Genomic DNA, 22,713 nt, shown 5'->3' with positions numbered 1-22,713 from the left:
CTTCCATAAGAAAACAGGGGCTTGTCATGAATTTTTCCGCATTACGTCGAAATCTGCTGGTGGGTTCGCTGGGCCTGGCGCTGAGCGCCGGCCTGCTCGGGCAGGCAGTGGCCGGTGAGCAGCTGCAAAAAATCAAGGACGCAGGCGTGATCAACGTCGGCCTGGAAGGCACTTATCCACCGTTCAGCTTCGTCGACGAGGCCGGCAAACTGAGCGGCTTCGAAGTCGAGTTCTCCGAAGCCTTGGCCAAAGAGCTGGGCGTGAAGGTCAAACTGCAGCCGACCAAATGGGAAGGCATCCTCGCAGCCCTGGAATCCAAGCGTCTGGACGCGGTGATCAACCAGGTGACCATCACCGAAGAGCGCAAGAAGAAGTATGACTTCTCCACGCCTTACACCGTTTCCGGGATTCAGGCGCTGACCCTGACCAAAAACAAAGACACCATCAAGACCGCCGCCGATCTGGCTGGCAAGAAAGTCGGCGTAGGTCTGGGCACCAACTACGAGCAGTGGGTGAAAGAGAATGTGCCTAAGGCTGACATCCGCACCTACGAAGATGATCCGACCAAGTTCCAGGATCTGCGCGTCGGCCGCATCGACGCCATTCTGATCGACCGCCTGGCTGCGCTGGAATATGCCAGGAAGGCCAAGGACACTGCCGCCGCCGGCGAAGCGTTCTCCCGCCAGGAAGCCGGTATTACCCTGCGCAAAGGCGAGCCTGAGCTGCTGGCCGCGGTGAACAAAGCCATCGACAAGCTGCGTGCCGACGGTACGCTGAAAAAGCTTTCGGAAAAATACTTCAGCGCTGACGTCACTCAATAATGGGAGAAGCTTTCCAACTTGCGCTGGACTCCGCGCCCTTTCTGCTCAAGGGCGCGTACTACACAGTCATCCTGAGCCTGGGCGGAATGTTCTTCGGCCTGCTGATGGGCTTCGGCCTGGCATTGATGCGCCTGTCGCGCTTCAAACTGGTGAGCTGGATCGCCCGCGTCTACGTGTCGTTCTTTCGCGGCACGCCGTTGCTGGTGCAATTGTTCGTGATCTATTACGGCTTGCCGCAATTGGGTATCGAACTTGATCCGCTGCCGGCTGCCCTGATCGGCTTCTCGCTGAACATGGCCGCCTACGCCTGCGAAATCCTGCGTGCCGCGATCAGCTCCATCGAGCGCGGCCAGTGGGAAGCCGCCGCCAGTATCGGCATGACCCGCGCGCAAACCCTGCGCCGGGCCATCCTGCCGCAAGCGGCGCGCACAGCTCTGCCACCGTTGGGCAACAGCTTTATTTCGCTGGTCAAGGATACCGCGCTGGCAGCCACCATTCAGGTGCCGGAGCTGTTCCGTCAGGCACAGCTGATTACCGCCCGTACCTTCGAAATTTTCACCATGTATCTTGCCGCTGCGCTGATCTACTGGGTTCTGGCGACTGTACTGTCGCACCTGCAGAACCAGTTGGAAGCGCGGGTCAATCGGCACGACCAGGAGTCCTGACCCAATGATTGTCGTGGAAAAACTGACAAAGCAGTTCAAGGGCCAGGTGGTGCTCAACGGCATCGATCTGCAGGTGAAGGAAGGCGAGGTGGTGGCGATCATCGGCCCCAGCGGCTCGGGCAAGACCACCTTCCTGCGTTGCCTGAATTTTCTCGAGGAGCCCAGCAGCGGCCGGATCAAGGTCGGCGACATCGAGATCGATGGCAGCCGCCCCCTGAACCAGCAGCAGAGCCTGGTACGGCGCTTGCGTCAGCATGTGGGTTTCGTGTTCCAGAACTTCAACCTGTTCCCCCATCGCACCGCCCTGGAAAACGTCATCGAAGGCCCGTTGGTGGTGAAAAAGATCCCGCGTGCCGAAGCCGTTGCCCTGGGTAAAAAGCTGTTGGCCAAGGTCGGCCTGGCGGGCAAGGAAGACGCTTACCCGCGACGCCTCTCCGGCGGTCAGCAACAGCGTGTGGCGATTGCCCGAGCGTTGGCGATGGAACCGGAAGTGATCCTGTTCGATGAACCCACCTCGGCGCTGGACCCGGAGCTGGTGGGCGAAGTGTTGGCGACCATCCGCGGCCTGGCCGAGGAGAAACGCACCATGGTGATCGTTACCCACGAAATGGGCTTCGCCCGGGACGTGGCCAACCGCGTGGTGTTTTTCGACAAGGGTGTGATCGTCGAACAAGGCGAAGCCAAGGCACTGTTTGCCAATCCTAAAGAGGAACGGACCCAGCAGTTTCTCAGCAAGTTTCTTAATAACGCTTAGTGCTGCCCCACTCGAAAAGCTGTCAACTTCCATGGATGGAAGTGGCATAAACTCCGCTTTATAAAAACGTATAGCAGCCTTCAACAAATTGCATGATTCGCCCCCATCATAAATAACTTCCCGCCGTCCTATGCGGTACATATATATGTCCTGCAACAGATTCATATCGCCTAAATTTTATAAAACACCTTGCTGTCCACGCTCAAAGGGTTGCTGCCTCGGAGGCATAAAACCCACCAAATACCGAACTATATTCGACAGAGCGATGCGGTTTGTTAACCATACTGCGTAGGAGCTTTCTGAATCACGCAAGAACTAACCTTTAACCAACCAACGCTATTGACACCTATTCAACCGCACTCTTATCTAGTCCCCAACAGGCAACAGCCACCCCACTCAATTATTGTTTAAGCGCGCAAGTAGTGAATCGTTTTGTTGCTTGGTAATTCACGCCTTTCGATCTTTCAGAAATGGACTTCGCGGCAAGGCTTCTAGGAGAGAAACCCCATGACAAGCACTTCGAACAAACCCGAACTTGCAGCCCCGACCCTGGCGCAAAGCCACAAGGCCGGTATCAACATCACCTCGGCCGCTCACCTTATGATCGACGTGCCGCCCTACCCCGGCATGGACGAAGGCGATCTGATCGAGCTGTTCTGGGACAACTGCTATGTCGCCTCCAGCGTGTTGGGGGCCGACCACGACAGCAAAGCCGTGAGCCTGCGGGTGCCGGAAAGCTTCATTGCCAATGGTTCTGCACGCGTCCATTACAAGGTCATGCAGGTCGGGCAAGGGCCCGCGGTATCACCGGCGGCGCGGGTCCAGATCAAACTTGATTGCCCGGGTGGCCTGCTTCTTTGCGATGAGGAAAACCAGAGCCTGGCGCCCGTATTCATCCCAGAGACCATTCGCCGTCAGGGGGTCAATTCGAACCAGGTCAAACGCGGTGTGCCACTGACCATCGAGCCCTACCTGAACATGGCTGTCGACGACGAAATCACCCTGCGCTGGGGCGATGTGCGCATGGACCTGCCCAAGCTCAAGGCTTGCGATGTGGGTCAGCCAATTCAGGTCTGGGTCCCACCGGCGATCATTCTCGAAGCCGGCGAAGACCTTCGACTGGAAGTGACCTACTGCATCCTCGACCGCGTGGGTAACAACTCCCGCTGGGCACCGGCACGCACACTGAAAATCGGCTGTGCCAATCCCTATCTGAAAGTGCCGGCGAAAGAAACGCTCATGGCCGCTGAATCCCGAAAGAAGTGAAGACTCTGTAGCAACACTCCTGTTGTGTCATGAGGACTTTTTGTGGCGAGGGAGCTTGCTCCCGCTGGCGTGCGAAAGCGCCCCCAAAACCGACAAACGCGTTCTTTCAAATTGAACCCGGTTAAAGGTTTTTGCGACTGCTGCGCAGCCGAGCGGGAGCAAGCTCCCTCGCCACAGGGGCTCCGACCAACCGGGCGATATCACCCTTCTATACATATTCCTAAAAGTTAGTTCATAAATTATTTATACACGTTTAGGGTATATGCACCGGACCACCGGACATTCGTGTTTTTCGTTCGCCGCCACTTGCGGCGCTTTCATGAGATGTGAGGTAGGTATGGTCCGGAACACAATCACCCCAGTGCAAATCGCCAGGGCATTGCGTGCAGCCAAGGAGCGGCACTGATGTCCAGTCTGGCAGATGCAATCGTCCAGAGTGATCTGGACATCGCCCCATTGTTGTTGCCCGTGCAGGTCTTGCGCAACGACGCACAAGCCATCAAGGCTGCCCATGAGCTGGCGCAAGTCGCCCGCCTGCAAGCCGCCAAACGTGACCAGCAGCGCAAGCTGCCGTGGTCAGAAATCGAACAGTTCACCCGCAGCGGCCTGGGCAGCATTGCCATCGCGCGTGAGTACGGTGGCCCGCAGGTTTCATTCGTCACCTTAGCCTCGGTGTTCGCGATCATTTCCGCGGCCGACCCGGCCTTGGGGCAGATCCCGCAGAACCAGTTCGGGATTCTCAACCTGATACTCGGCAGCGCCACCGAGTCGCAGAAAAAACAGCTGTTCAAAAGCGTGCTCGAAGGCTGGCGAATCGGCAACGCGGGGCCGGAGCGCGGGACTAAAAATACCCTGGAGCTCAAGGCTCGGATCACTGCCGACGGCGATGGCTTCGTCATCAACGGGCAGAAGTTCTATTCCACCGGCGCCCTGTTCGCCCACTGGGTGGCCGTCAAGGCGCTGAACGACGATGGCAAGCAAGTGCTGGCCTTCGTCCGTCGTGGCACACCGGGCCTGCGCATCGTTGATGACTGGTCGGGTTTCGGCCAGCGCACCACCGCCAGCGGCACCATTTTGCTCAACAATGTGCGGGTCGACGCCGAGCTAGTGGTGGATAACTGGAAGATCAATGACAGCCCGAATACCCAGGGCGCCGTGTCGCAATTGATTCAAGCAGCCATCGACGCCGGCATTGCTCGAGGCGCCATCGATGACGCCATCGAGTTCGTGCAAAAACGCGCACGACCGTGGATCGACGCCAAGGTCGACCGGGCCAGCGACGACCTCTACGTGATCGCCGACATCGGCAAGCTGAAAATCGAACTGCACGCCGCCGAAGCACTGCTGCGCAAGGCAGGCCAAGTACTCGATCAGGTCAACGCCGCGCCGCTCACCGCCGAGTCCGCTGCGCGCGCTTCGATTGCCGTGGCTGAAGCCAAAGTACTGACCACCGAGATCTCGCTGCTGGCCAGCGAAAAACTCTTCGAACTGGCCGGCAGCCGCGCCACCCTCGCCGAATTCAACCTCGACCGCCACTGGCGCAATGCCCGGGTGCACACGCTGCATGACCCGGTGCGCTGGAAGTATCACGCCGTCGGCGACTATCACCTCAACGGCACTCTGCCGGCTCGCCATTCCTGGATCTGACGACCAGAACCTTTTTGACCAGATCTCTGGAGAAACACATGACTCTTTCTCACCACGTCGCGGTCATCACCAGCGATGAGCAAGCCCTGATCGTCGCCAGTGACCTGGCCGACGATTTCAAACGCGACAGCGCACTGCGCGACCGCGAACGTCGTTTGCCATACCCGGAACTGGAAGTGTTTTCCCGTTCGGGTCTTTGGGGCATCAGCGTGCCAAAAGAATACGGCGGCGCCGGGGTTTCCAACGTCACCCTGGCCAAGGTCATCGCACTGATCGCCCAGGCCGACGGCTCTCTCGGACAAATTCCCCAGAACCATTTCTATGCTCTTGAAGTGCTGCGCGTAAACGGCACCGATGAGCAGAAAAAACGCCTGTACGCAGAAGTATTGGCCGGCCAGCGCTTCGGCAATGCACTCGCGGAACTGGGCACCAAAACCGCCCATGACCGCGTCACCAGCCTGACTCGCGATGGCAACGGCTACCGCATCAACGGTCGCAAGTTCTACGCCACCGGCGCCATTTACGCCCAGCGCATCCCGACGTCAGTGGTGGACGAAAACGGTGTGCAGCAACTGGCCTTCGTCCCGCGCAACAGCAAAGGCCTGACAGTGATCGACGACTGGAGCGGCTTCGGCCAGCGCACCACCGGCAGCGGTTCGGTGGTGTTCGAGGACGTCTACGTCGCCGCCGAGGACGTGATCCCGTTTCAAAGCGCTTTCGAACGCCCGACCACTGTCGGCCCGTTGGCGCAGATTCTCCACGCCGCGATCGACACCGGCATTGCCCGCGCCGCGTATGAAGATGCCCTGCATTTTGTGCGCACCAAGACCCGGCCGTGGATCGACGCCACTCATGAAAAAGCCACTGAAGACCCGCTGACGATCAAGAGTTTCGGTCACCTGGCTATTCGCCTGCACGCCACCGAAGCTCTGCTGGAACGCTCCGGCGAATTCCTCGACCAGGCTCAGGCCGACACCAATGCCGAGACTGTCGCCGCCGCATCCATTGCCGTCGCCGAAGCCCGGGCCATCAGCACTGAAATCTCCCTCGCCGCCGGCAGCACGTTGTTCGAACTGGCCGGCAGCCAGGCGACCCTGGTCGAACACGGTCTGGATCGTCACTGGCGCAACGCACGGGTACATACCCTGCACGACCCGGTGCGCTGGAAGTATCACGCTGTCGGCAACTACTACCTCAACGATGAAAACCCTCCATTGCGAGGGACCATCTGATGGCCGATGCCAAAAAGAAAATCCTGCTCAACGCGTTCAACATGAATTGCATCGGGCACATCAACCATGGCCTGTGGACGCATCCACGGGACAATTCCACCCAATACAAAATCATCGAATACTGGACTGAACTGGCTCAGTTGCTGGAACGCGGACTGTTCGACGGTCTGTTCATCGCCGACATCGTCGGCGTGTACGACGTCTATCAAAACTCGGTGAACGTGCCGCTCAAAGAGTCGATCCAGTTGCCGGTCAACGACCCGTTGCTGCTGGTGTCGGCCATGGCTGCGGTCACCAAAAACCTCGGCTTCGGCCTGACCGCCAACCTGACCTACGAACCGCCATATCTGTTCGCCCGGCGCCTGTCGACGCTTGATCATTTGAGCCGTGGGCGGGTCGGCTGGAACATCGTCACCGGCTATCTCGACAGCGCCGCCAAGGCCATGGGCCTGAGCGAACAGGTAGAACACGACCGCCGTTACGACCAGGCCGACGAGTACCTGCAAGTGCTCTACAAACTCTGGGAAGGCAGCTGGGAAAACGACGCGGTGCTCAACGACCGCGAACAGCGGATCTACGCCCAGCCAGACAAAGTGCACAAGGTCGAGCACAAGGGCGAGTTCTATCAGGTCGAGGGTTATCACCTCTGCGAACCGTCGCCGCAACGCACGCCGGTGCTGTTCCAGGCCGGCAGTTCCGATCGCGGTTTGCTATTCGCAGGTCGGCATGCCGAGTGCGTGTTCATCAGCGGTCAGAACAAACCGGCGACCCGGGTTCAGGTGGACAAGGTTCGCGCCAGCGCCGTCGAAGCCGGGCGCAACCCTTGGGACATCAAGGTGTTCATGGGCTTGAACGTGATCGTCGGTGCGACAGAAGAACTGGCCTGGGCCAAACACGCCGAGTACCTGAGCTACGCCAGTGCCGAGGCTGGCGTGGCGCATTTTTCGGCGTCCACCGGGATCGATTTTTCCGAGTACGAACTCGACGAACCTATCCAGTACGTGAAGAGCAACGCCATTCAGTCCGCCACCAAGAACCTGCAAAACAACGACTGGACCCGCCGCAAACTGCTGGAACAACACGCCCTCGGTGGTCGCTACATCACCGTGGTCGGCTCGCCGCAGCAGGTGGCTGACGAACTGGAATCGTGGATCGCCGAAACCGGCTTGGATGGCTTCAATCTGACGCGAATTGTCACGCCGGAGAGCTATGTGGATTTCATTGAGCTGGTGATTCCGGAGTTGCAGCGCAGAGGGTCGTACAAGACCGCTTACGACAACGGCAGCCTGCGGGAAAAACTGTTTCACGAAGAGGCGTATTTACCCAAACAACACACCGGGTCGGCTTTTCGCCGCTAAAAGCATCGCGGGCAAGCCTGCTCCCACAGGGATTGTGTGAACACCCGAGAACACTGTGGGAGCGGGCTTGCCCGCGATGAGGCCCGAACAGACACCAAAAATTCAATGCACTGACTGGAAAACTCATCATGACCAAAAAACTGTTCAACCACCCAGTCAAAGCACTGGCCCTGGCCCTCGGCCTCTTTAGCTCCATCACCTTCGCCGCCGACGCACCACTGAAAGTCGGCACCACCGCCGCCTTCGCCATTCCCCTGGAAGCCGCAGTAGAAGAAGCTAACAAACAAGGCCTGAAAGTCGAACTGGTGGAGTTCAGCGACTGGATCGCCCCCAACGTCAGCCTCGCTTCGGGTGACATCGACGCGAACTATTTCCAGCACATTCCGTTCCTGGAAAACGCCAAGGCCGCCGCTGGTTTTGACCTGGTGCCGTTCGCCCCGGGCATCATCAACAACGTCGGCCTCTACTCGAAGAAATACAAAAGCTTCGACGCGTTGCCCATCGGTGCCAGCGTGGCCATCGCCAACGACCCGATCAACAGCGGTCGCGGCCTGCAACTGCTGGCCAAGGCCGGGCTGATCTCCCTCAAACCGGGCGTCGGCTACAAGGCGACCGAAGAAGACATCATCGCCAACCCGAAGAAAATCAAAATCCTTCAGGTCGAAGCCGTGCAACTGGTACGCGCCTACGACGATGCTGATCTGGTCCAGGGTTACCCGGCCTATATCCGTCTGTCGAAGACCTTCGATGCCAGTTCCGCCCTGCTGTTCGACGGCCTCGATCACAAGGAATACGTGATCCAGTTCGTGATCCAGCCGAAAAGCAAAACCGACCCGCGACTGATCAAATTCGTCGACATCTACCAGCATTCACCAGCCGTTCGCGCGGCGCTGGATAAAGCCCACGGCAAGCTCTATCAAGCCGGCTGGGAAAGCTGAGCATGACGGCCGCGATCCAACGGCGACTGGAACTTCCGGAGCCACATAACGCCACACAAACCGAACTGCACCCAGACTTCAATCGTGCCCACGTGCGCTTCATCGGCCTGGGCAAAACCTACAACGGCCAGCAAGGTCCGGTGGCGGCCCTGCACGGTATCGACCTGGCGATCCAGCGCGGCGAAGTGTTCGGCATCATCGGTCGCAGCGGCGCCGGCAAGTCGTCGCTGATCCGCACCATCAACCGCCTCGAACAACCGAGCAGCGGGCGGGTGCTGATCGATCAGATCGACATCGGCGAGTTCGATGAAGACCGTTTGGTGGCGCTGCGGCGGCGGATTGGCATGATCTTCCAGCACTTCAATTTGATGTCGGCCAAGACGGTTTGGCAGAACGTCGAATTGCCGCTGAAAGTCGCCGGCGTGCCCAAGGAGCAGCGCGAGCGCAAAGTCCGCGAACTGCTGGAACTGGTCGGCCTGCAAGAGAAACACAAAGCCTACCCGGCGCAACTTTCCGGCGGGCAGAAACAGCGCATCGGCATCGCCCGGGCGCTGGTGCATGACCCGCAGATTCTGCTGTGTGACGAGGCGACGTCGGCGCTGGACCCGGAGACCACGCAATCGATCCTCGGCCTGCTGCGCGAGATCAATCAGCGCCTGGGCCTGACCATCGTGCTGATCACCCATGAGATGGCGGTGATCCGCGATATCTGTGATCGGGTCGTGGTGCTGGAACACGGGCGAATCGTCGAGCAAGGGCCGGTCTGGGAAGTCTTTGGCAACCCGCAACATGACGTCAGCAAGACCTTGCTCGCGCCACTGCAACACGGTCTGCCGCAAGAGCTGCAAAGCCGCTTGCGGGAGCAGCCGCAGTCTTCTGACGCCGCCGTGGTGTTGCGTTTGCAATTCACCGGCAGCGCGAGCGACGAGCCAGACCTGGCGGCGCTGTTCAGCGCCCTCGGTGGTCGCGTGCGCTTGCTGCAAGGGGGCGTGGAACGGATTCAGGGGCATGCACTCGGGCAATTGCTGCTGGCGGTGACCGGCTCGTCCCTCGGCGCCGAGGAACTGCGTCAGCGCGCCGGCAACTGGGCGCAACAGGTGGAGGTGCTGGGTTATGTGGTTTGATCGGTTGCTGCAAGGCTTTATCGATACGTTTTTGATGGTGGGTGTGTCGTCGTTGATTGCACTATTGGCGGGCATTCCGCTGGCGGTGATTTTGGTCACCAGTTCCAAGGGTGGTATCTACGAAGCACCGGCACTGAACCGCGCGTTGGGCGCGTTCGTGAACCTGTTCCGCTCGATTCCGTTTTTGATTTTGATGGTGGCGTTGATTCCGTTTACCCGGCTGATCGTCGGCACCACGTATGGCGTGTGGGCTGCCGTGGTACCGCTGACCATTGCGGCCACGCCGTTCTTTGCACGCATTGCCGAGGTCAGTTTGCGCGAGGTCGACCATGGGTTGATTGAAGCCGCGCAGGCGATGGGCTGCCGACGCGGGCATATCGTCTGGCATGTGCTGCTGCCCGAAGCGCTGCCGGGGATTGTCGGTGGTTTCACGATTACGTTGGTGACGATGATCAACTCGTCGGCCATGGCCGGAGCGATTGGTGCCGGTGGGTTGGGGGACATTGCTTATCGGTATGGGTATCAGCGGTTTGACAGCCAGATCATGTTGACGGTGATTGTGTTGCTGGTGGTGTTGGTGGCGGTGATTCAGTTGGGTGGCGATCGCTTGGCGCGGGGCCTCAACAAGCGCTGAGCTTGATCCTTGCCCCATAGTGCGAACAAAGGTTTTTGTGGCGAGGGAGCTTGCTCCCGCTCGATTGCGCAGCAATCGCAAACCATTCAATGAGGTTTATCTGACACACCTCATTGAATGGTTTTGGGTCTGCTGCGCAGCCCAGCGGGAGCAAGCTCCCTCGCCACAGAAAAGCTCTCTCACCAGAAGTATTGTCTCTAGCTCCTGGGGAACATTTCGCACAAGAAAATCAGAGTGCCAGCAGGCCCGATCCCTTTCTTTTGCAGGACGTTTCCTAGATCATTCCGCTCGCTTGCGCCTGCCAAATTCCGTGGCTAGTCTCGGTCCGTCACTGCTCATCAGTGATTGGGTTTAGTAGCCCGGAACAATAGGCGCATAGCGATTCCATGCTCATGTCCGGCATTTTTTTGCCGCATGCAGAATATGGTGGCTGTGCGTGGGGCACCTTCGGGTGCACCGGTTTTCCTATTGACCGGCCTACTAACCTGCGTACAGCCGCCACCCAATCGTTTAGTAGGCGATAAGTGATGGCTCCCATGTAGCAATAGGAGCAACACATGAAAAAATCCGTTCCCGATCCACCTCCCGAAAACCCCACCAACGAAACCGCCACTGAAGACCCGCTCAGGGATCGATCGGCGCTCTACCGTGCGATTGATTTCTACCTCACCGGCGATCAGCCCTCCCCGCCCGACGAATTTCGCTTCTACAACGTCAGTAAAGACGTGAGCTTCGAGGATACCCAGCTCTACGTCGCCGATCTGCTGCGCTGCGCCTCGGTCACGGCGTATCAGTGTGGCGATCAGCTCACGGGGGCCGATCGGGCATTGGTGTTTTCCGTTTGGCATTTGCTGGAGATTGCCAAGGCGATGGTTGATCGGTCCATTGAATGTCTGGGGATGAAACAGAGCTGAGTCAGGCTTTAGTCATTGGTTGTCAGTGATACCGCTTTCGCGAGCAAGCCCGCTCACACATTTGATCTTCGGTGAACATGGAATTTGTGTTCGACGCGATCCAGTGTGGGAGCGGGCTTGCTCGCGAATGGCTGCGAAGCAGCCCTAGGCTTGATGGCGTATATTCGGCGAATCCCAATTGCCTGCGCAGCCGACCATGAAACAGACTCCCGACGACCTGGAGCAGATCACCTCCACTACCCTGGGCCATTACAACGCAGTGGCCGAAGACTTCCGTGAAGGCACTCGCGATCACGATGTCAGCCAGAACATCGATGCCCTGTTGCGGCATATTCAGGGTGAGGCGCCGTTCACCCTTCTCGACTTCGGCTGCGGGCCTGGTCGTGACCTGAAAACCTTCACTCACCTGGGCCACACCGCTATCGGCCTCGACGGCTCGGAAAAGCTTGCGCAGATGGCGCGGGAGGACAGTGGTTGCGAAGTCTGGCAACAGGACTTTCTGAAACTCGATCTGCCGACCGAGCGGTTTGACGGGATTTTTGCCAATGCGGTGCTGTTCCACATCCCTAGTCAGGAATTGCCTCGGGTGTTGAAGCAGCTGCGCGAGGCGTTGAAGCCGGGTGGGGTGTTGTTCAGCTCCAATCCGCGTGGTGAGAACCAAGAGGGCTGGAACGGGCCGCGGTATGGGGCGTATTACGATCTTCAGGCGTGGCAGGAACTGCTGACTGAGGCGGGGTTTGTGGAGCTTGAGCACTACTACCGGCCGGCGGGGCTGCCGCGGGAGCAACAGCCTTGGTTGGCGAGTGTTTGGCGCAAGCCTGCGTAGTCTGTGAGGACGCCATCGCGGGCAAGCCCGCTCCCACAGTGATCGAGTTGTCCAGGCGGACGCGATCCAATGTGGGAGCGAGCCTGCTCGCGATGATGCAAAGCGCTCGTCCTTACTCTCCCACAGGGAACCGAGTTTGCCTGAACGACTCGATCACTGTGGGAGCGGGCTTGCCCGCGATGAGCGCGAAGCGCTCGCCTTACTGCTCCTCTTTCTTCGGCTCGCGAACCTTGTACCAGGCCACGTACAGCGCCGGCAAAAACAGCAGCGTCAGCAAAGTCGCGATGATGATCCCGCCAATCATCGCGTAGGCCATCGGCCCCCAGAACACTTCCCGGGCAATCGGGATCATCCCCAGGCTCGCTGCAGCCGCCGTCAACAAAATCGGTCGGCGCCGATGTTCCGTGGCCTGCACCACCGCATCCCATGGCGTGTAACCGCTCTTCTCGAAAGAGTCGATCTGGGTCACCAGAATCACCGAGTTGCGGATGATGATGCCGATCAACGCCAGAATCCCGAGGATCGCCACGAAGCCCATCGGCGTACCCGTCGGGATCAGCGCCAGCACCACGCCGATCAACCCGAGCGGCGCGACGCTGGCCACCAGGAATAGTTTCTGCACGCTGTGCAATTGGATCATCAGGAAGGTCGCCATCAAAAACAGCATCAACGGCACGACCTTGGCAATCGGCCCCTGGGCCTTGCCGCTTTCCTCCACCGTACCACCGGTGGCGATTTTGTAGCCCACCGGCAAACTGGCGGCGAATTTATCGATGTCCGGTTGCAGCTGTTTCACCAGGTCGGTCGGCTGAATCTCGTCGCGCACCGCGGCCTTGATGGTGATGGTCGGTTTGCGATCACGACGCCAGACCAACGGCTGTTCGAGTTCATACCGCACCGTGGCAAATGCCAGCAGTGGAATTGACGTGCCGCCCGGCGTGACGATCTGCAAATTCTGCAGCGTTTCCGGACTTCCGCGTTCGGCATCTTCAGCGCGGCCGACCACGTCGATCAGGTAAATATCGTCATCGACCTGCGTCACTGGCGAACCGACGACGATGCTGTTCATCAAGCTCGCCACGTCTTCCGACGACAACCCCAATTGCCGCGCCTTGTCCTGGGCGATGTCGATGCGCAGCACTTTGCCCGGCTCGTTCCAGTCGTAAATGATTTCGCCGATGTGCGAGTTTTTATCCAGTTCGGTGGCCAGGGCGATGGCGTGTTTACGCACCTGATCGATGTCTTTGCCGCTGACCCGATACTGAATCGGCCGTCCCACCGGCGGACCCATTTCCAGGGCCTGGACGTAACTGCCGACACCGACAAACTCTTCACGCAGGCGCTTTTGCAGGCGAGCAGTCAAGGCCGTGCGTGACTTGCCTTTGCTGACGATCACCAGTTGCGCGTAGTACGGGTTCTGCAATTGCTGGTCGAGGGGCAGGTAGAAACGGATCGCACCCTCGCCGATGTAGGTGCTCCAGCGCTCGATGTCCGGGTCGCCCTTGAGCGTCGCTTCGAACTTATCCACGATCATGCGGGTTTCGGCGATCGAGGCGTTTTGCGGCAGGTTCAGGTCGACAAGGATTTCCGGGCGGTCCGAGGACGGGAAGAACTGGTTCTGCACGAACTGCATGGAAAACACCGAGAGCACAAACAACGCCACGGTGATGCCGATGGCCCACCAGCGATTGCGCATGGCCCAGAGCAGGCCGCCATTGAACGCCCGACCGATGCGCCCCGGCTCTGCGTCGTGAGGCTTCACCTTGGCGCTCAGAATGTGCACACCGAGCACCGGGGCGAACAGCACGGCGACGATCCACGACACCAGCATGGCCACCGCGATCACCGCGAACAGCGTGAAGGTGTACTCACCGGCGGAGCTGGCGTTCAAGCCGATCGGCACGAAACCGGCCACGGTGACCAGCGTGCCGGTGAGCATCGGGAACGCCGTCGAGGTGTAGGCGAAGGTCGCCGCTTGCTCTTTGGTTTCACCCATTTCCAGGCGCGTGACCATCATCTCCACCGTGATCATCGCGTCGTCCACCAACAGACCGAGGGCGATGATCAGCGCACCGAGGGAAATCCGCTGCATGGTGATGCCGCTGTATTCCATGAAGAGAAAGACCATCGCCAGCACCAACGGAATCGAACACGCCACCACCAGCCCGGCACGTACACCGAGACTGATGAAGCTGACGATCAGCACGATCACCACCGCTTCGAACAACGCACTGGTAAAGCCGCCGACGGCTTCTTCCACCACTACAGCCTGGTCGGAAACGGTGTGTACACCGACGCCCACCGGCAGATCCGCCGTCAGCTCATCCATGCGCAGGTGCAGCGCCTTGCCGAAGTCCTGAATGTTGCCGCCCTTTTTCATGGCGATCGCCAGGCCGATGGCTGGCTGGCCGTTGAAACGAAACTCCGGGGTCGACGGATCGACGTAGCCACGGCTGATGTCGGCGATGTCGGCCAGTCGGTAGAAGCGGTCGTTGAGCTTCAGGTTGACGTTGGCCAGATCTTTTTCAGAGGCAAACTGCCCCGAGGTCCGCACCGAAATTCGCTCCGGACCGGCCTCGATCACCCCGGCCGGGGTCACGGCATTCTGCGATTGCAGGGTCTGCACCACCTCGCGCCGATCAATGCCGAGGGCAGCCAGTTTGCGGGGGGAGAAGTTCAGGTAAAGGACTTCATCCTGCTCGCCGACCATCTCGACCTTGCCCAACCCCGGGACTTCGCGGATTTCGGCACGCACCTGTTCCACGTAATCGCGCAACTGGCGCATCGACAGGCCGTCGGAGGTAAAGGCATACACCGAACCGAACACGTCGCCGAACTCATCGTTGAAGCCCGGCCCTTGCAGGCCCTGCGGGAAGTCACCGCGAATGTCGTTGATCTTCTTGCGCACCTGGTACCAGATTTGTGGGATGTCCTTGGCGCTGGTGGTGTCGAGCAGGTTAACGAAGACCGTTGATTCTCCGGGGCGGGTGTAGCTTTTCACGTAGTCGAGCGAGTCGAGTTCTTCGAGTTTTTTCTCGATCCGGTCAGTGACCTGCTTGAGGGTTTCTTCCTGGGTCGCGCCGGGCCAGCGGGTCTGGATTACCATGGTTTTGATGGTGAACGACGGGTCTTCTTCGCGGCCCAGGTTCAGGTACGAGAACACGCCCATCAGCAGCGCGACGAACATCAAATACCAGACAAACGACTGATGTTTGAGGGCCCATTCGGATAAGTTGAAACTCCCTTTCATTGCGGGCTGTCCTCGTCAATTTTCACTTTCTGCCCCGGCTTGAGGCTGTTCACACCGGCACTGACCACCCGCTCGCCGGACTTCACGCCGTTGGCCAGGACCACCGTGGCATCGGTTCGACTGATCAGGCTAACGTCCCGTGGGGAAACAGTTTGTGTCTGCGGATCGACGACCCAGATCCGCAGTTTGCCGTCGACCTCCTGCAGCGCGCTCACCGGCAGTTCGAGGCGTGGCTTGATCGCAGAGCTGAGGGTCACGCTGATCGCCGTGCCGAGGCGAAAGCCCGGCGGCGTATCGGCCAGGCTCAGACGAGCGCGACGGGTACGGGTTGCGCTTTGGGCCTGAGGTTCGATTTCGCGCACGATGGCCGTGCTGGTGATACTCGGGTCCAGTTGTGAGGCGACCTGGAACACCACGTCGGCGGGCAATCGATCGACCAGGGTGTCGGGCAAATCGATCACCGCTTCCTTGATGTCCGGCTGCGCCAGGGTCACCACTTGCTGGCCAGCCGTCACCACTTGCCCGGCTTCGGCGTTCCACGCGGTGACAATGGCTTTGTGATCGGTGCGCAGCTCGACGTAGTTGAGTTGGTCCTTCGCCTGATCGACTGCGGCCCTGGCTTGATCGAGAGAGGCCTGGGTGGTTTTCAGGTCGGTCTGGGCGATGTCCAGTTGAGCCTGGGCGCCGACCCCGCGATTGAACAGTTCCTGCTGACGCCGGGCGTTGGCCTGAGCATTGATGAGCTGCGCCTGAACACGCGCCAGATCCCCCTGAGCCGAGCGCAACTGGTTCTGCTGATCGGTGGGGTCGAGAGTGGCGAGTAACGCGCCCTTCTGGACTTCGGCGCCGACATCGACGTTACGGCTGGCGATACGCCCCGGCACCCGGAAACCGATGTTGCTTTCGTAACGGGCCTGAATGCTGCCGGCAAACCGGCCGAGGTCTTCTTGATTGAGCGCCTTCACCTCCACGGACAATACCGGCCGAACCGGTTCTGGCGGCGCTTCCTCTTTGGAGCAGGCGACCAGCAGTGCAGCGGCGGACAACAGCAACAGGCGTTTCATGGCTGAGCTCCTGTCATTGGTGTCTTGTAGGTGTTTTCGACAATCTCCACCCGCACGCCCGGATGCAGTAATTGGCCACCTGCGGTGACAACTTTTTCGCCACCGTTGAGGCCGGCGCTGACAATGACTTTGCCGGTCAGGTAACGGCCGACGGTGACCGTGTGCAACTGCGCCTTGCCCTCGGCATCCACCAGCCACACGGCCGGGTCACTGAGGTTCTTGGTCAGGGCCGACCAGGGCAGCTCCACTGCGGTTTTGCCGACTGGCTTGGCAGTGGCGCTCACCACCGACCCGAGTTGCATGCCCTCGGGAAGACTGGCCAGGGTGACTTTGACTTGTACCGTGCCGGTCTGCGCGGACACCGCCGGCGTGACTTCCCGAACGGTGCCCGTGGTTTTGATCTTCGGGTTGTCGAGCAGGCTGACCACGATCGATCTGTCCGACGGCGGCTCGGCCAGCAGCGATTCATACACGTTGAACACTGCGTCACGCTCGCCGTCCCGGGCCAGGCTGAAAATCGGCACCGTGGCTTGCACCACCTGGCCAACTTCGGCCTGGCGCGCGGTAATCACCCCCGGAGCATCGGCAATCAATGCGGTGTAGCTCAGTTGATCACGGGCGTTGGCCAACTGCGCCTGAGCAGCGGTCAATGCGCTCTGACTGCTGCGCAAGGCGGCTTGGGCGGAATCGTATTCGCTCTGGCTGGTGTAGCCTTTGGGCAGGAGTTTTTGCTGGCGAACGAAGGCGGCGGCGGTTTGTTTGACCCGGGCCTGTTCGGCCACGACCTGAGCCTGGGCCGAGTCGACATTGGTTTGCAGGTCTTTCGGGTCGAGTTTGGCCAGCACTTGTTTGGCCGAAACCCGGTCACCGACATCGACCATACGCTGAATTATCTTGCCGCCCACGCGGAACGACAATTCGGTTTGTACCCGCGCCTGGACGTCACCAGTGAGTGTCACCGCGGCGGCGTAATCCGATGGTTTGACCTCTTGCACGAAGACTCGCGGGCGATCCTTCTCGACGGGCTTTTTATCGCCACAGGCGGTCAGCAAGGCGATGAGGCTCAGGCCAACCATTAATTTCAATCCGGAACCCGCCATGCAAACTCCTTTGCGCTGTACGAACGTGCCAGTGACGATACGACTGTGAGCTTAGAACAGGGTTCAACGAGTGCACGGGTTTGCTGCATTCCCCGTGGTGGAGGGGTTTGTTGTGGCGAGGGAGCTTGCTCCCGCTCGGCTGCGCAGCAGACGCAAAACCTGCTATCTCGTTTTACCTGACACACCTCATTGAATGACTTTGGGGGCCGCTTCGCAGCCCAGCGCGAGCAAGCTCGCTCGCCACAAAAGCCCCCTCGCCACAGGGATCACCGTGTTGCTGACAATAAGGCAGAATGACGGACCCTGCAGCAGGAAGCTACCCATGCTCAAAACCCTCGCGGTGGCCAATTACCGCTCGATCAATAAATTGGTGATTCCGCTTGGCCGGTTGAACTTGATCACCGGCCCCAACGGCAGCGGCAAATCCAACCTCTATCGCGCCTTGCGCCTGCTGGCGGAAACCGCTCAGGGCGGGGTGGTCAATGCGTTGGCCCGTGAGGGTGGGCTGGATTCGACCTTCTGGGCCGGGCCTGAAAGTATCAGCCGACGGATGCGCAATGGTGACGTCCCGGTCGAGGCTACGGTGAGACACGGCGCCAAACGCCTGCGCCTGGGGTTTGCCGGTGAAGATTTCAGCTACTCGATCAGCCTCGGGCTCCCCGATTCCAACGGCCACTTCATGCTGCCCGGACACAGTTTACCTATTCCGTCACGCTTCAACCTCGACCCGCAAATCAAGCGTGAATGCGTCTGGGCCGGGCCGACTTATCGGCCGGCCAGCCTGCTGGTGGATCGCGACGGCCCGATGATCCGTGCCCGAGCCAATCGCAGCTGGGACGTACTGGCCCAGCACACGCCGAATTTCGACAGCCTGTTCGATCAGGTCGGCAGTTTGCGTTCTTCACCGGAGGTTCTGGAATTACGTGAGTTCATCCGTCGCTGGCGCTTCTACGATCACTTTCGCAGTGACGCCGACGCACCGGTTCGCCAACCGCAACTGGGCACCCGCACGCCGGTGTTGCACCACGACGGTCGCGACCTGGCGGCAGCCTTGCAGACCATCATCGAAATCGGTGATCCCGAAGCCTTGCAGGCGGCTATCAGCGATGCCTTTCCCGGCGCGCGACTGAACATCGCGCCATTGCAGGGCGGACGGTTTGCCATCGAGTTTTATCAGGAAGGGTTGTTGCGACCGTTGTCCGCCGCCGAGTTATCGGACGGGACGTTGCGCTATCTGCTGCTGGTGGCGGCACTGCTGACCCCTCGCCCGCCGACGCTGATGGTGTTGAACGAGCCGGAAACCAGTCTGCACCCAGACCTGCTGCCGGCGTTGGCGCGGTTGATCATTCGAGCGTCCGAGCAGTGTCAGGTGTGGGTGGTGTCCCATGCGCGGCGCTTGATCTCGGCGTTGCAGCAAGACCCGGAATGCAATTGCATTGTGCTGGAGAAGAATTTCGGCCAGACCGGGATGGTCGGGCAGCGGATGCTGGACGAGCCGGCGTGGTATTGGCCGGATTAGGTGGTGTCTGATAAACCGCCATCGCGGGCAAGCCCGCTCCCACAATGATCTTCAGTGAACACAAAATCTGCGTCCAAACCAAACCCTGTGGGAGCGGGCTTGCCCGCGATGACGGCCGAGAGATCGCCGCAAAGGTCAGAGAATCACCCCTGCCACTTCCCTCCCACCCACAATGGTCTTCAATGGACACAAAATCTGCGTCCAAACCAAACCCTGTGGGAGCGGGCTTGCCCGCGATGACGGCCGAGAGATCGCCGCAAAGGTCAGAGAATCACCCCTGCCACTTCCCTCCACCCACAATGGTCTTCAATGGACACAAAATCTGTGTCCACACCAAACCCTGTGGGAGCGGGCTTGCCCGCGATGACGGCCGAGAGATCGCCGCAAAGGTCAGACTCACCCCTGCCACTTCCCTCCCTCGACAATCACGCTCTCAGGCTTGGTGTCATCGCTCAATTCTTTACGCACATACTGGTCGTACAGCTTGAGCAAAAACTTCTCCTCGCCCAACTTCGCCAACTCCACATTCACCCAATCACGCAGTTCGATATTGCCCTTCTTCACCGCCGGCGCGATCGGTGCTTCGGCCCCCAGTTTTTCCTCCAGCACGCGGTAGCCCGGATTCTGCTTGGCCCAGCTGAACAGCACCAGATTGTCCTGGGCATAAGCATCGCCGCGACCATTGGCCAGGGCTTGCAGGGACTCGGAGTTTTTCTCGAACTTCAGCAGTTTCCAGTCCGGATGATTCTTGGTCAGCCAGATATCCGCCGTGGTGCCCGTGGTCACGATAGTGGTGCGGGTCGCCAGGTCATCGAGGCTCTTCACCGAACTCGCCTGCGGCACCAACGCCTGCACCGCAACCTTGAGGTTCGGGTTGGTGAAGTCCACCGCGTCCTTACGCTCCGGGGTGACGGTCATGTTGGCCAGAATCAGGTCGACCTTGTCGCTTTGCAGAAACGGAATCCGGCTCGCCGGCTCCACTGCAACGAACTCGACCTTGTTCTCATCGCCCAGCAGATCCTTGGCGAATTGGCGACCGATGTCGGTATCAAACCCCACGTAGCGTCCGGCTTCATCGACAAAACCGAACGGCGGTTTATCCGTGAAGACGCCGACGATCAGCTTGTCCCGGGCTTTGATTTTTTCCAGGTAACCGGCCGGTGCGGTGCTGACGCTTGCGACTTTCGGCTTCGTCGGTTCTTCGGTTTTGTTGCAGCCTGCGAGCAGCGCCAGGCCGAACAGCGGGAGCAGCAGCAGAGAAGACTTGGCAGTTTTCATGACAGTTCCAATTCCTTTGTTTGAGTCGTTTTGGGTAGTGCGGCGACGTAGGAGAACTTCTCCAGGAACTGCTGCGCTCGTGCGGTTTGCGGGTTCGTAAAGAAAATCTCGGGTGGGTTTTGCTCAAGAATGCGCCCGGCATCCATGAACACGATGCGGTCGGCCACGGCGCGGGCGAAGGCCATTTCATGGGTGACAATCAGCAGCGTCATGCCTTCGCGGGCCAGGCCCTGAATCACCTCGAGCACTTCCTTGACCATCTCCGGATCGAGGGCGGCAGTGACTTCGTCGAAGAGCATGACCTTGGGGTTCATGCACAGCGAACGAACGATAGCGATGCGTTGCTGCTGGCCGCCGGAAAGCTGGCGCGGGAAGGCATCGCGCTTGTCCAGCAGACCGACACGCTCGAGCAGCGCTTCAGCCTGAGCACGGGCTTCACGGCGTTCGCGCTTCTGCACCTTGAGTGGGCCGAGCAATATATTGTCGAGCACGCTCATGTGCGGGAACAGGTGATAGCTCTGGAATACCATGCCGATCTGCTGACGCACTTCGCGCCAATCGGTGCCCTTGTCCAGCAACTCACGCCCGGCAAAATTCAAGCTGCCGCTGTGAGCCACTTCCAGGCCGTTGAGGCAACGCAGCAAAGTGCTTTTGCCGCAGCCGCTGGGGCCGAGGATGACGATCACTTCACCTGACTTCACCTTCAGATCAATGCCGTCGAGCACCTGCTGCTCGCCGAAAAACTTGTTGAAACCCTTGAACTCGATCAATGCACTCATGCTTGCGTCCAGCGCCGCTCCAGCACGCGCGAGGCGGCCGACAGCGGGTAGCAGATGAAAAAGAAAAACAGGAACAGCGCGCCGTAGATCAGCACTGATTCGTAGGTGCGTTCGATGATCTGCTGGCCGACCTTGATCACGTCCACCACGCCGATCAGGACCGCCAGGGAGCTGGTCTTGATGATCCGCGTGTAAACGTTGATGGTCGGCGGCGTCATGCGCTTCAAGGCTTGAGGCAGCAGCACGTAGCCGTAGAGTTGCGGGCCATCCAGCCCAATCGACAACCCGGCCTCACGCTGGCCACGCGGCAATGAATGCAAGGCGCCGCGCACCACTTCACCGACTTCGCTGGCGCCCCACAGCGACAACACCAGCACCGCGCACCAGAAGCTTGGAATGCTCAGCCCGAAAAAAATCGGCAGACCGAAGAACAGCAAGTACAGCCAGACCAGCACCGGGATCGCCCGAAACAGTTCCAGATAGACCCGCAGAATCGCGTTCAGCCATTTCGAATTCAGCGTGCGCAACACGCCGTAGAGCACGCCGCCCACCGTGCTGATGGCGATGCTCAGGAAAGAGATCGACAGGGTTTGCGCAGCGCCCTTGCCCAGTTGCGGCAACGACACCCAGAGCAGCTCAAGACCCGAACTGGCCATGCTGGAGCCTCCTTTCCAGACGGCTGAGCAGCAGCGACAACGGCAAAAACAGCAGCACGCAGATCAGCGTCAGCACGGCGAGCATTTCGTAGGTTTTGTAATAGAGCGCGATATAGCTCTTGGTGGTGTAGAGAATCTCCGGCACCGCCACCGCCGAGACCACGGTGGTTTCCTTGAGCAGGAAAATGAAATTGGCGAACAACGACGGCAGGCTGAGGATGCCGGCTTGCGGCAGGATCACGTAGCGCAGCAATTGCCCGTGAGACAGGCCGATGGAGCGACCTGACTCAAGTTGCGCCTGGGGCACCGCCTCCACGCCGGCGCGCAGGACTTCGGTGAGGTAGGCGCCGCCGAGAAACGTCATGGTGATGATCGCCGCCGCGAAGCCCGAGACTTTGATGCCCAAGGCCGGCAAGGCGAAGTAGACGAAGAACAACTGAACCAGCAGTGGCGTGTTGCGCGCCAACTCCACGTACAACCCGACCAGGCGTTGCAGGTAGGGGGTGCGAAACACCAGAATCGTCGCGTTGATCAGCGCCACCAGCAACGAAGTGCCGATGGCGATAAAGCCGACCTGCAGCGTCACGCCCACGGCTTTGAGAAACGCCGGCAGGGTGCTGAGGATAAAAGCGTAATCGAAAGTCATTGAACATCCTGTACGCCGCTCAGTAAGCGACGATGGCGCAGTCCGTGGGCAGTGGATAACCACCCGGCAGGCACCGACTTTAAAGGTATAAAAAGAAGAATTTAAATACCGTTAAAGCATATTGATATCACGCAAAAAACTATCCTGCGGATTTGCGGCGGCAGTGGAGGACGACTATTTTTCTTTGTGCTGTAGGAAGGATCTTTTTTTCAAAATACCCTCCACGCACGTGCAGCTTTTGG

20 protein-coding genes are annotated in these 22,713 nt (G+C 59.5%); 13 read left to right on the top strand and 7 right to left on the bottom strand.

Annotation, left to right across the window (positions count from 1 at the left end; all coding sequences use genetic code 11):
• Positions 1–26 precede the first annotated feature (26 nt).
• The 12 genes from tcyJ to AB3226_RS15825 all read left to right on the top strand — a co-directional run bounded on the left by tcyJ (position 27) and on the right by AB3226_RS15825 (position 12,179).
• Positions 27–821 carry a cystine ABC transporter substrate-binding protein gene (gene tcyJ / locus AB3226_RS15880; protein ID WP_367373735.1) on the top strand — a complete coding sequence of 265 codons (795 nt, stop codon included), beginning with the start codon at positions 27–29 and terminating at the stop codon, positions 819–821.
• Positions 821–1,486 carry a cystine ABC transporter permease gene (tcyL, locus tag AB3226_RS15875; protein WP_052962896.1) on the top strand — a complete coding sequence of 222 codons (666 nt, stop codon included), beginning with the start codon at positions 821–823 and terminating at the stop codon, positions 1,484–1,486. The genes tcyJ and tcyL overlap by 1 nt, the downstream gene beginning before the upstream one ends.
• Before the next feature lie 4 nt (positions 1,487–1,490).
• Positions 1,491–2,240 (top strand): L-cystine ABC transporter ATP-binding protein TcyN, encoded by a 750-nt coding sequence (gene tcyN / locus AB3226_RS15870; protein ID WP_052962897.1) that lies wholly within the window; start codon positions 1,491–1,493, stop codon positions 2,238–2,240.
• A 507-nt stretch (positions 2,241–2,747) separates the two neighbouring features.
• Positions 2,748–3,506 carry a hypothetical protein gene (locus AB3226_RS15865; protein ID WP_367373734.1) on the top strand — a complete coding sequence of 253 codons (759 nt, stop codon included), beginning with the start codon at positions 2,748–2,750 and terminating at the stop codon, positions 3,504–3,506.
• A 405-nt stretch (positions 3,507–3,911) separates the two neighbouring features.
• Positions 3,912–5,153, top strand: coding sequence for an SfnB family sulfur acquisition oxidoreductase (locus AB3226_RS15860; protein ID WP_367373733.1), 1,242 nt, complete (start codon positions 3,912–3,914; stop codon positions 5,151–5,153).
• Positions 5,154–5,191: 38 nt separating this feature from the next.
• A complete protein-coding gene (locus AB3226_RS15855; RefSeq protein ID WP_367373732.1) occupies positions 5,192–6,385 on the top strand; it encodes an SfnB family sulfur acquisition oxidoreductase in 1,194 nt (397 codons plus the stop codon).
• Complete coding sequence (locus tag AB3226_RS15850) at positions 6,385–7,743, top strand: LLM class flavin-dependent oxidoreductase (protein WP_367373731.1); 1,359 nt, start codon at positions 6,385–6,387, stop codon at positions 7,741–7,743. Before AB3226_RS15855 ends, AB3226_RS15850 begins: the two co-directional genes overlap by 1 nt.
• Positions 7,744–7,871: 128 nt before the next feature.
• On the top strand, positions 7,872–8,681 hold the full coding sequence (locus AB3226_RS15845; protein ID WP_367373730.1) for a MetQ/NlpA family ABC transporter substrate-binding protein: 810 nt from the start codon (positions 7,872–7,874) through the stop codon (positions 8,679–8,681).
• A gap of 2 nt (positions 8,682–8,683) precedes the next feature.
• Positions 8,684–9,805 (top strand): methionine ABC transporter ATP-binding protein, encoded by a 1,122-nt coding sequence (locus AB3226_RS15840; protein WP_367373729.1) that lies wholly within the window; start codon positions 8,684–8,686, stop codon positions 9,803–9,805.
• The gene (locus tag AB3226_RS15835; RefSeq protein WP_095054448.1) at positions 9,795–10,439 is read left to right on the top strand and encodes a methionine ABC transporter permease; all 645 of its coding nucleotides are present in this window, start codon (positions 9,795–9,797) and stop codon (positions 10,437–10,439) included. Before AB3226_RS15840 ends, AB3226_RS15835 begins: the two co-directional genes overlap by 11 nt.
• 557 nt (positions 10,440–10,996) lie before the next feature.
• Positions 10,997–11,353: a DUF6124 family protein gene (locus tag AB3226_RS15830; protein ID WP_367373728.1), complete on the top strand. Its 357-nt coding sequence runs from the start codon at positions 10,997–10,999 to the stop codon at positions 11,351–11,353.
• Positions 11,354–11,549: 196 nt separating this feature from the next.
• Positions 11,550–12,179 carry a class I SAM-dependent methyltransferase gene (locus tag AB3226_RS15825; RefSeq protein WP_367373727.1) on the top strand — a complete coding sequence of 210 codons (630 nt, stop codon included), beginning with the start codon at positions 11,550–11,552 and terminating at the stop codon, positions 12,177–12,179.
• 199 nt (positions 12,180–12,378) lie between these two features.
• On the opposite strand, the gene AB3226_RS15820 is transcribed toward AB3226_RS15825, so the two are convergent.
• The 3 genes from AB3226_RS15820 to AB3226_RS15810 are packed head-to-tail and all read right to left on the bottom strand — an operon-like array spanning position 12,379 to position 17,593.
• Positions 12,379–15,429, bottom strand: a complete 3,051-nt coding sequence (locus AB3226_RS15820; protein WP_367373726.1) for an efflux RND transporter permease subunit — start codon at positions 15,427–15,429, stop codon at positions 12,379–12,381.
• Positions 15,426–16,493, bottom strand: a complete 1,068-nt coding sequence (locus AB3226_RS15815) for an efflux RND transporter periplasmic adaptor subunit (RefSeq protein WP_367373725.1) — start codon at positions 16,491–16,493, stop codon at positions 15,426–15,428. Before AB3226_RS15815 ends, AB3226_RS15820 begins: the two co-directional genes overlap by 4 nt.
• Complete coding sequence (locus AB3226_RS15810; protein WP_367373724.1) at positions 16,490–17,593, bottom strand: efflux RND transporter periplasmic adaptor subunit; 1,104 nt, start codon at positions 17,591–17,593, stop codon at positions 16,490–16,492. The genes AB3226_RS15815 and AB3226_RS15810 overlap by 4 nt, the downstream gene beginning before the upstream one ends.
• A gap of 322 nt (positions 17,594–17,915) precedes the next feature.
• Here AB3226_RS15810 and AB3226_RS15805 point away from each other — a divergent pair, with 322 nt between their 5' ends.
• The gene (locus tag AB3226_RS15805; protein ID WP_367373723.1) at positions 17,916–19,112 is read left to right on the top strand and encodes an AAA family ATPase; all 1,197 of its coding nucleotides are present in this window, start codon (positions 17,916–17,918) and stop codon (positions 19,110–19,112) included.
• Between the two features lie 396 nt (positions 19,113–19,508).
• Here the strand turns inward: AB3226_RS15805 and AB3226_RS15800 are convergent, their stop codons facing one another.
• Genes AB3226_RS15800 through AB3226_RS15785 form a run of 4 tightly spaced genes read right to left on the bottom strand, consistent with a single transcriptional unit; the run spans position 19,509 to position 22,471 of the window.
• Positions 19,509–20,390, bottom strand: coding sequence for a transporter substrate-binding domain-containing protein (locus tag AB3226_RS15800; RefSeq protein ID WP_367373722.1), 882 nt, complete (start codon positions 20,388–20,390; stop codon positions 19,509–19,511).
• Complete coding sequence (locus AB3226_RS15795; RefSeq protein ID WP_367373721.1) at positions 20,387–21,169, bottom strand: amino acid ABC transporter ATP-binding protein; 783 nt, start codon at positions 21,167–21,169, stop codon at positions 20,387–20,389. The genes AB3226_RS15800 and AB3226_RS15795 overlap by 4 nt, the downstream gene beginning before the upstream one ends.
• Positions 21,166–21,825 carry an amino acid ABC transporter permease gene (locus AB3226_RS15790; RefSeq protein WP_046047295.1) on the bottom strand — a complete coding sequence of 220 codons (660 nt, stop codon included), beginning with the start codon at positions 21,823–21,825 and terminating at the stop codon, positions 21,166–21,168. Before AB3226_RS15790 ends, AB3226_RS15795 begins: the two co-directional genes overlap by 4 nt.
• The gene (locus AB3226_RS15785; protein ID WP_367373720.1) at positions 21,806–22,471 is read right to left on the bottom strand and encodes an amino acid ABC transporter permease; all 666 of its coding nucleotides are present in this window, start codon (positions 22,469–22,471) and stop codon (positions 21,806–21,808) included. Before AB3226_RS15785 ends, AB3226_RS15790 begins: the two co-directional genes overlap by 20 nt.
• Positions 22,472–22,713: the final 242 nt, after the last annotated feature.

It is taken from the genome of Pseudomonas lini (genome assembly GCF_964063345.1).
In the GTDB taxonomy this organism is placed as follows: domain Bacteria; phylum Pseudomonadota; class Gammaproteobacteria; order Pseudomonadales; family Pseudomonadaceae; genus Aquipseudomonas; species Aquipseudomonas lini_B.
This window is presented reverse-complemented; position numbering and strand designations above follow the sequence as displayed.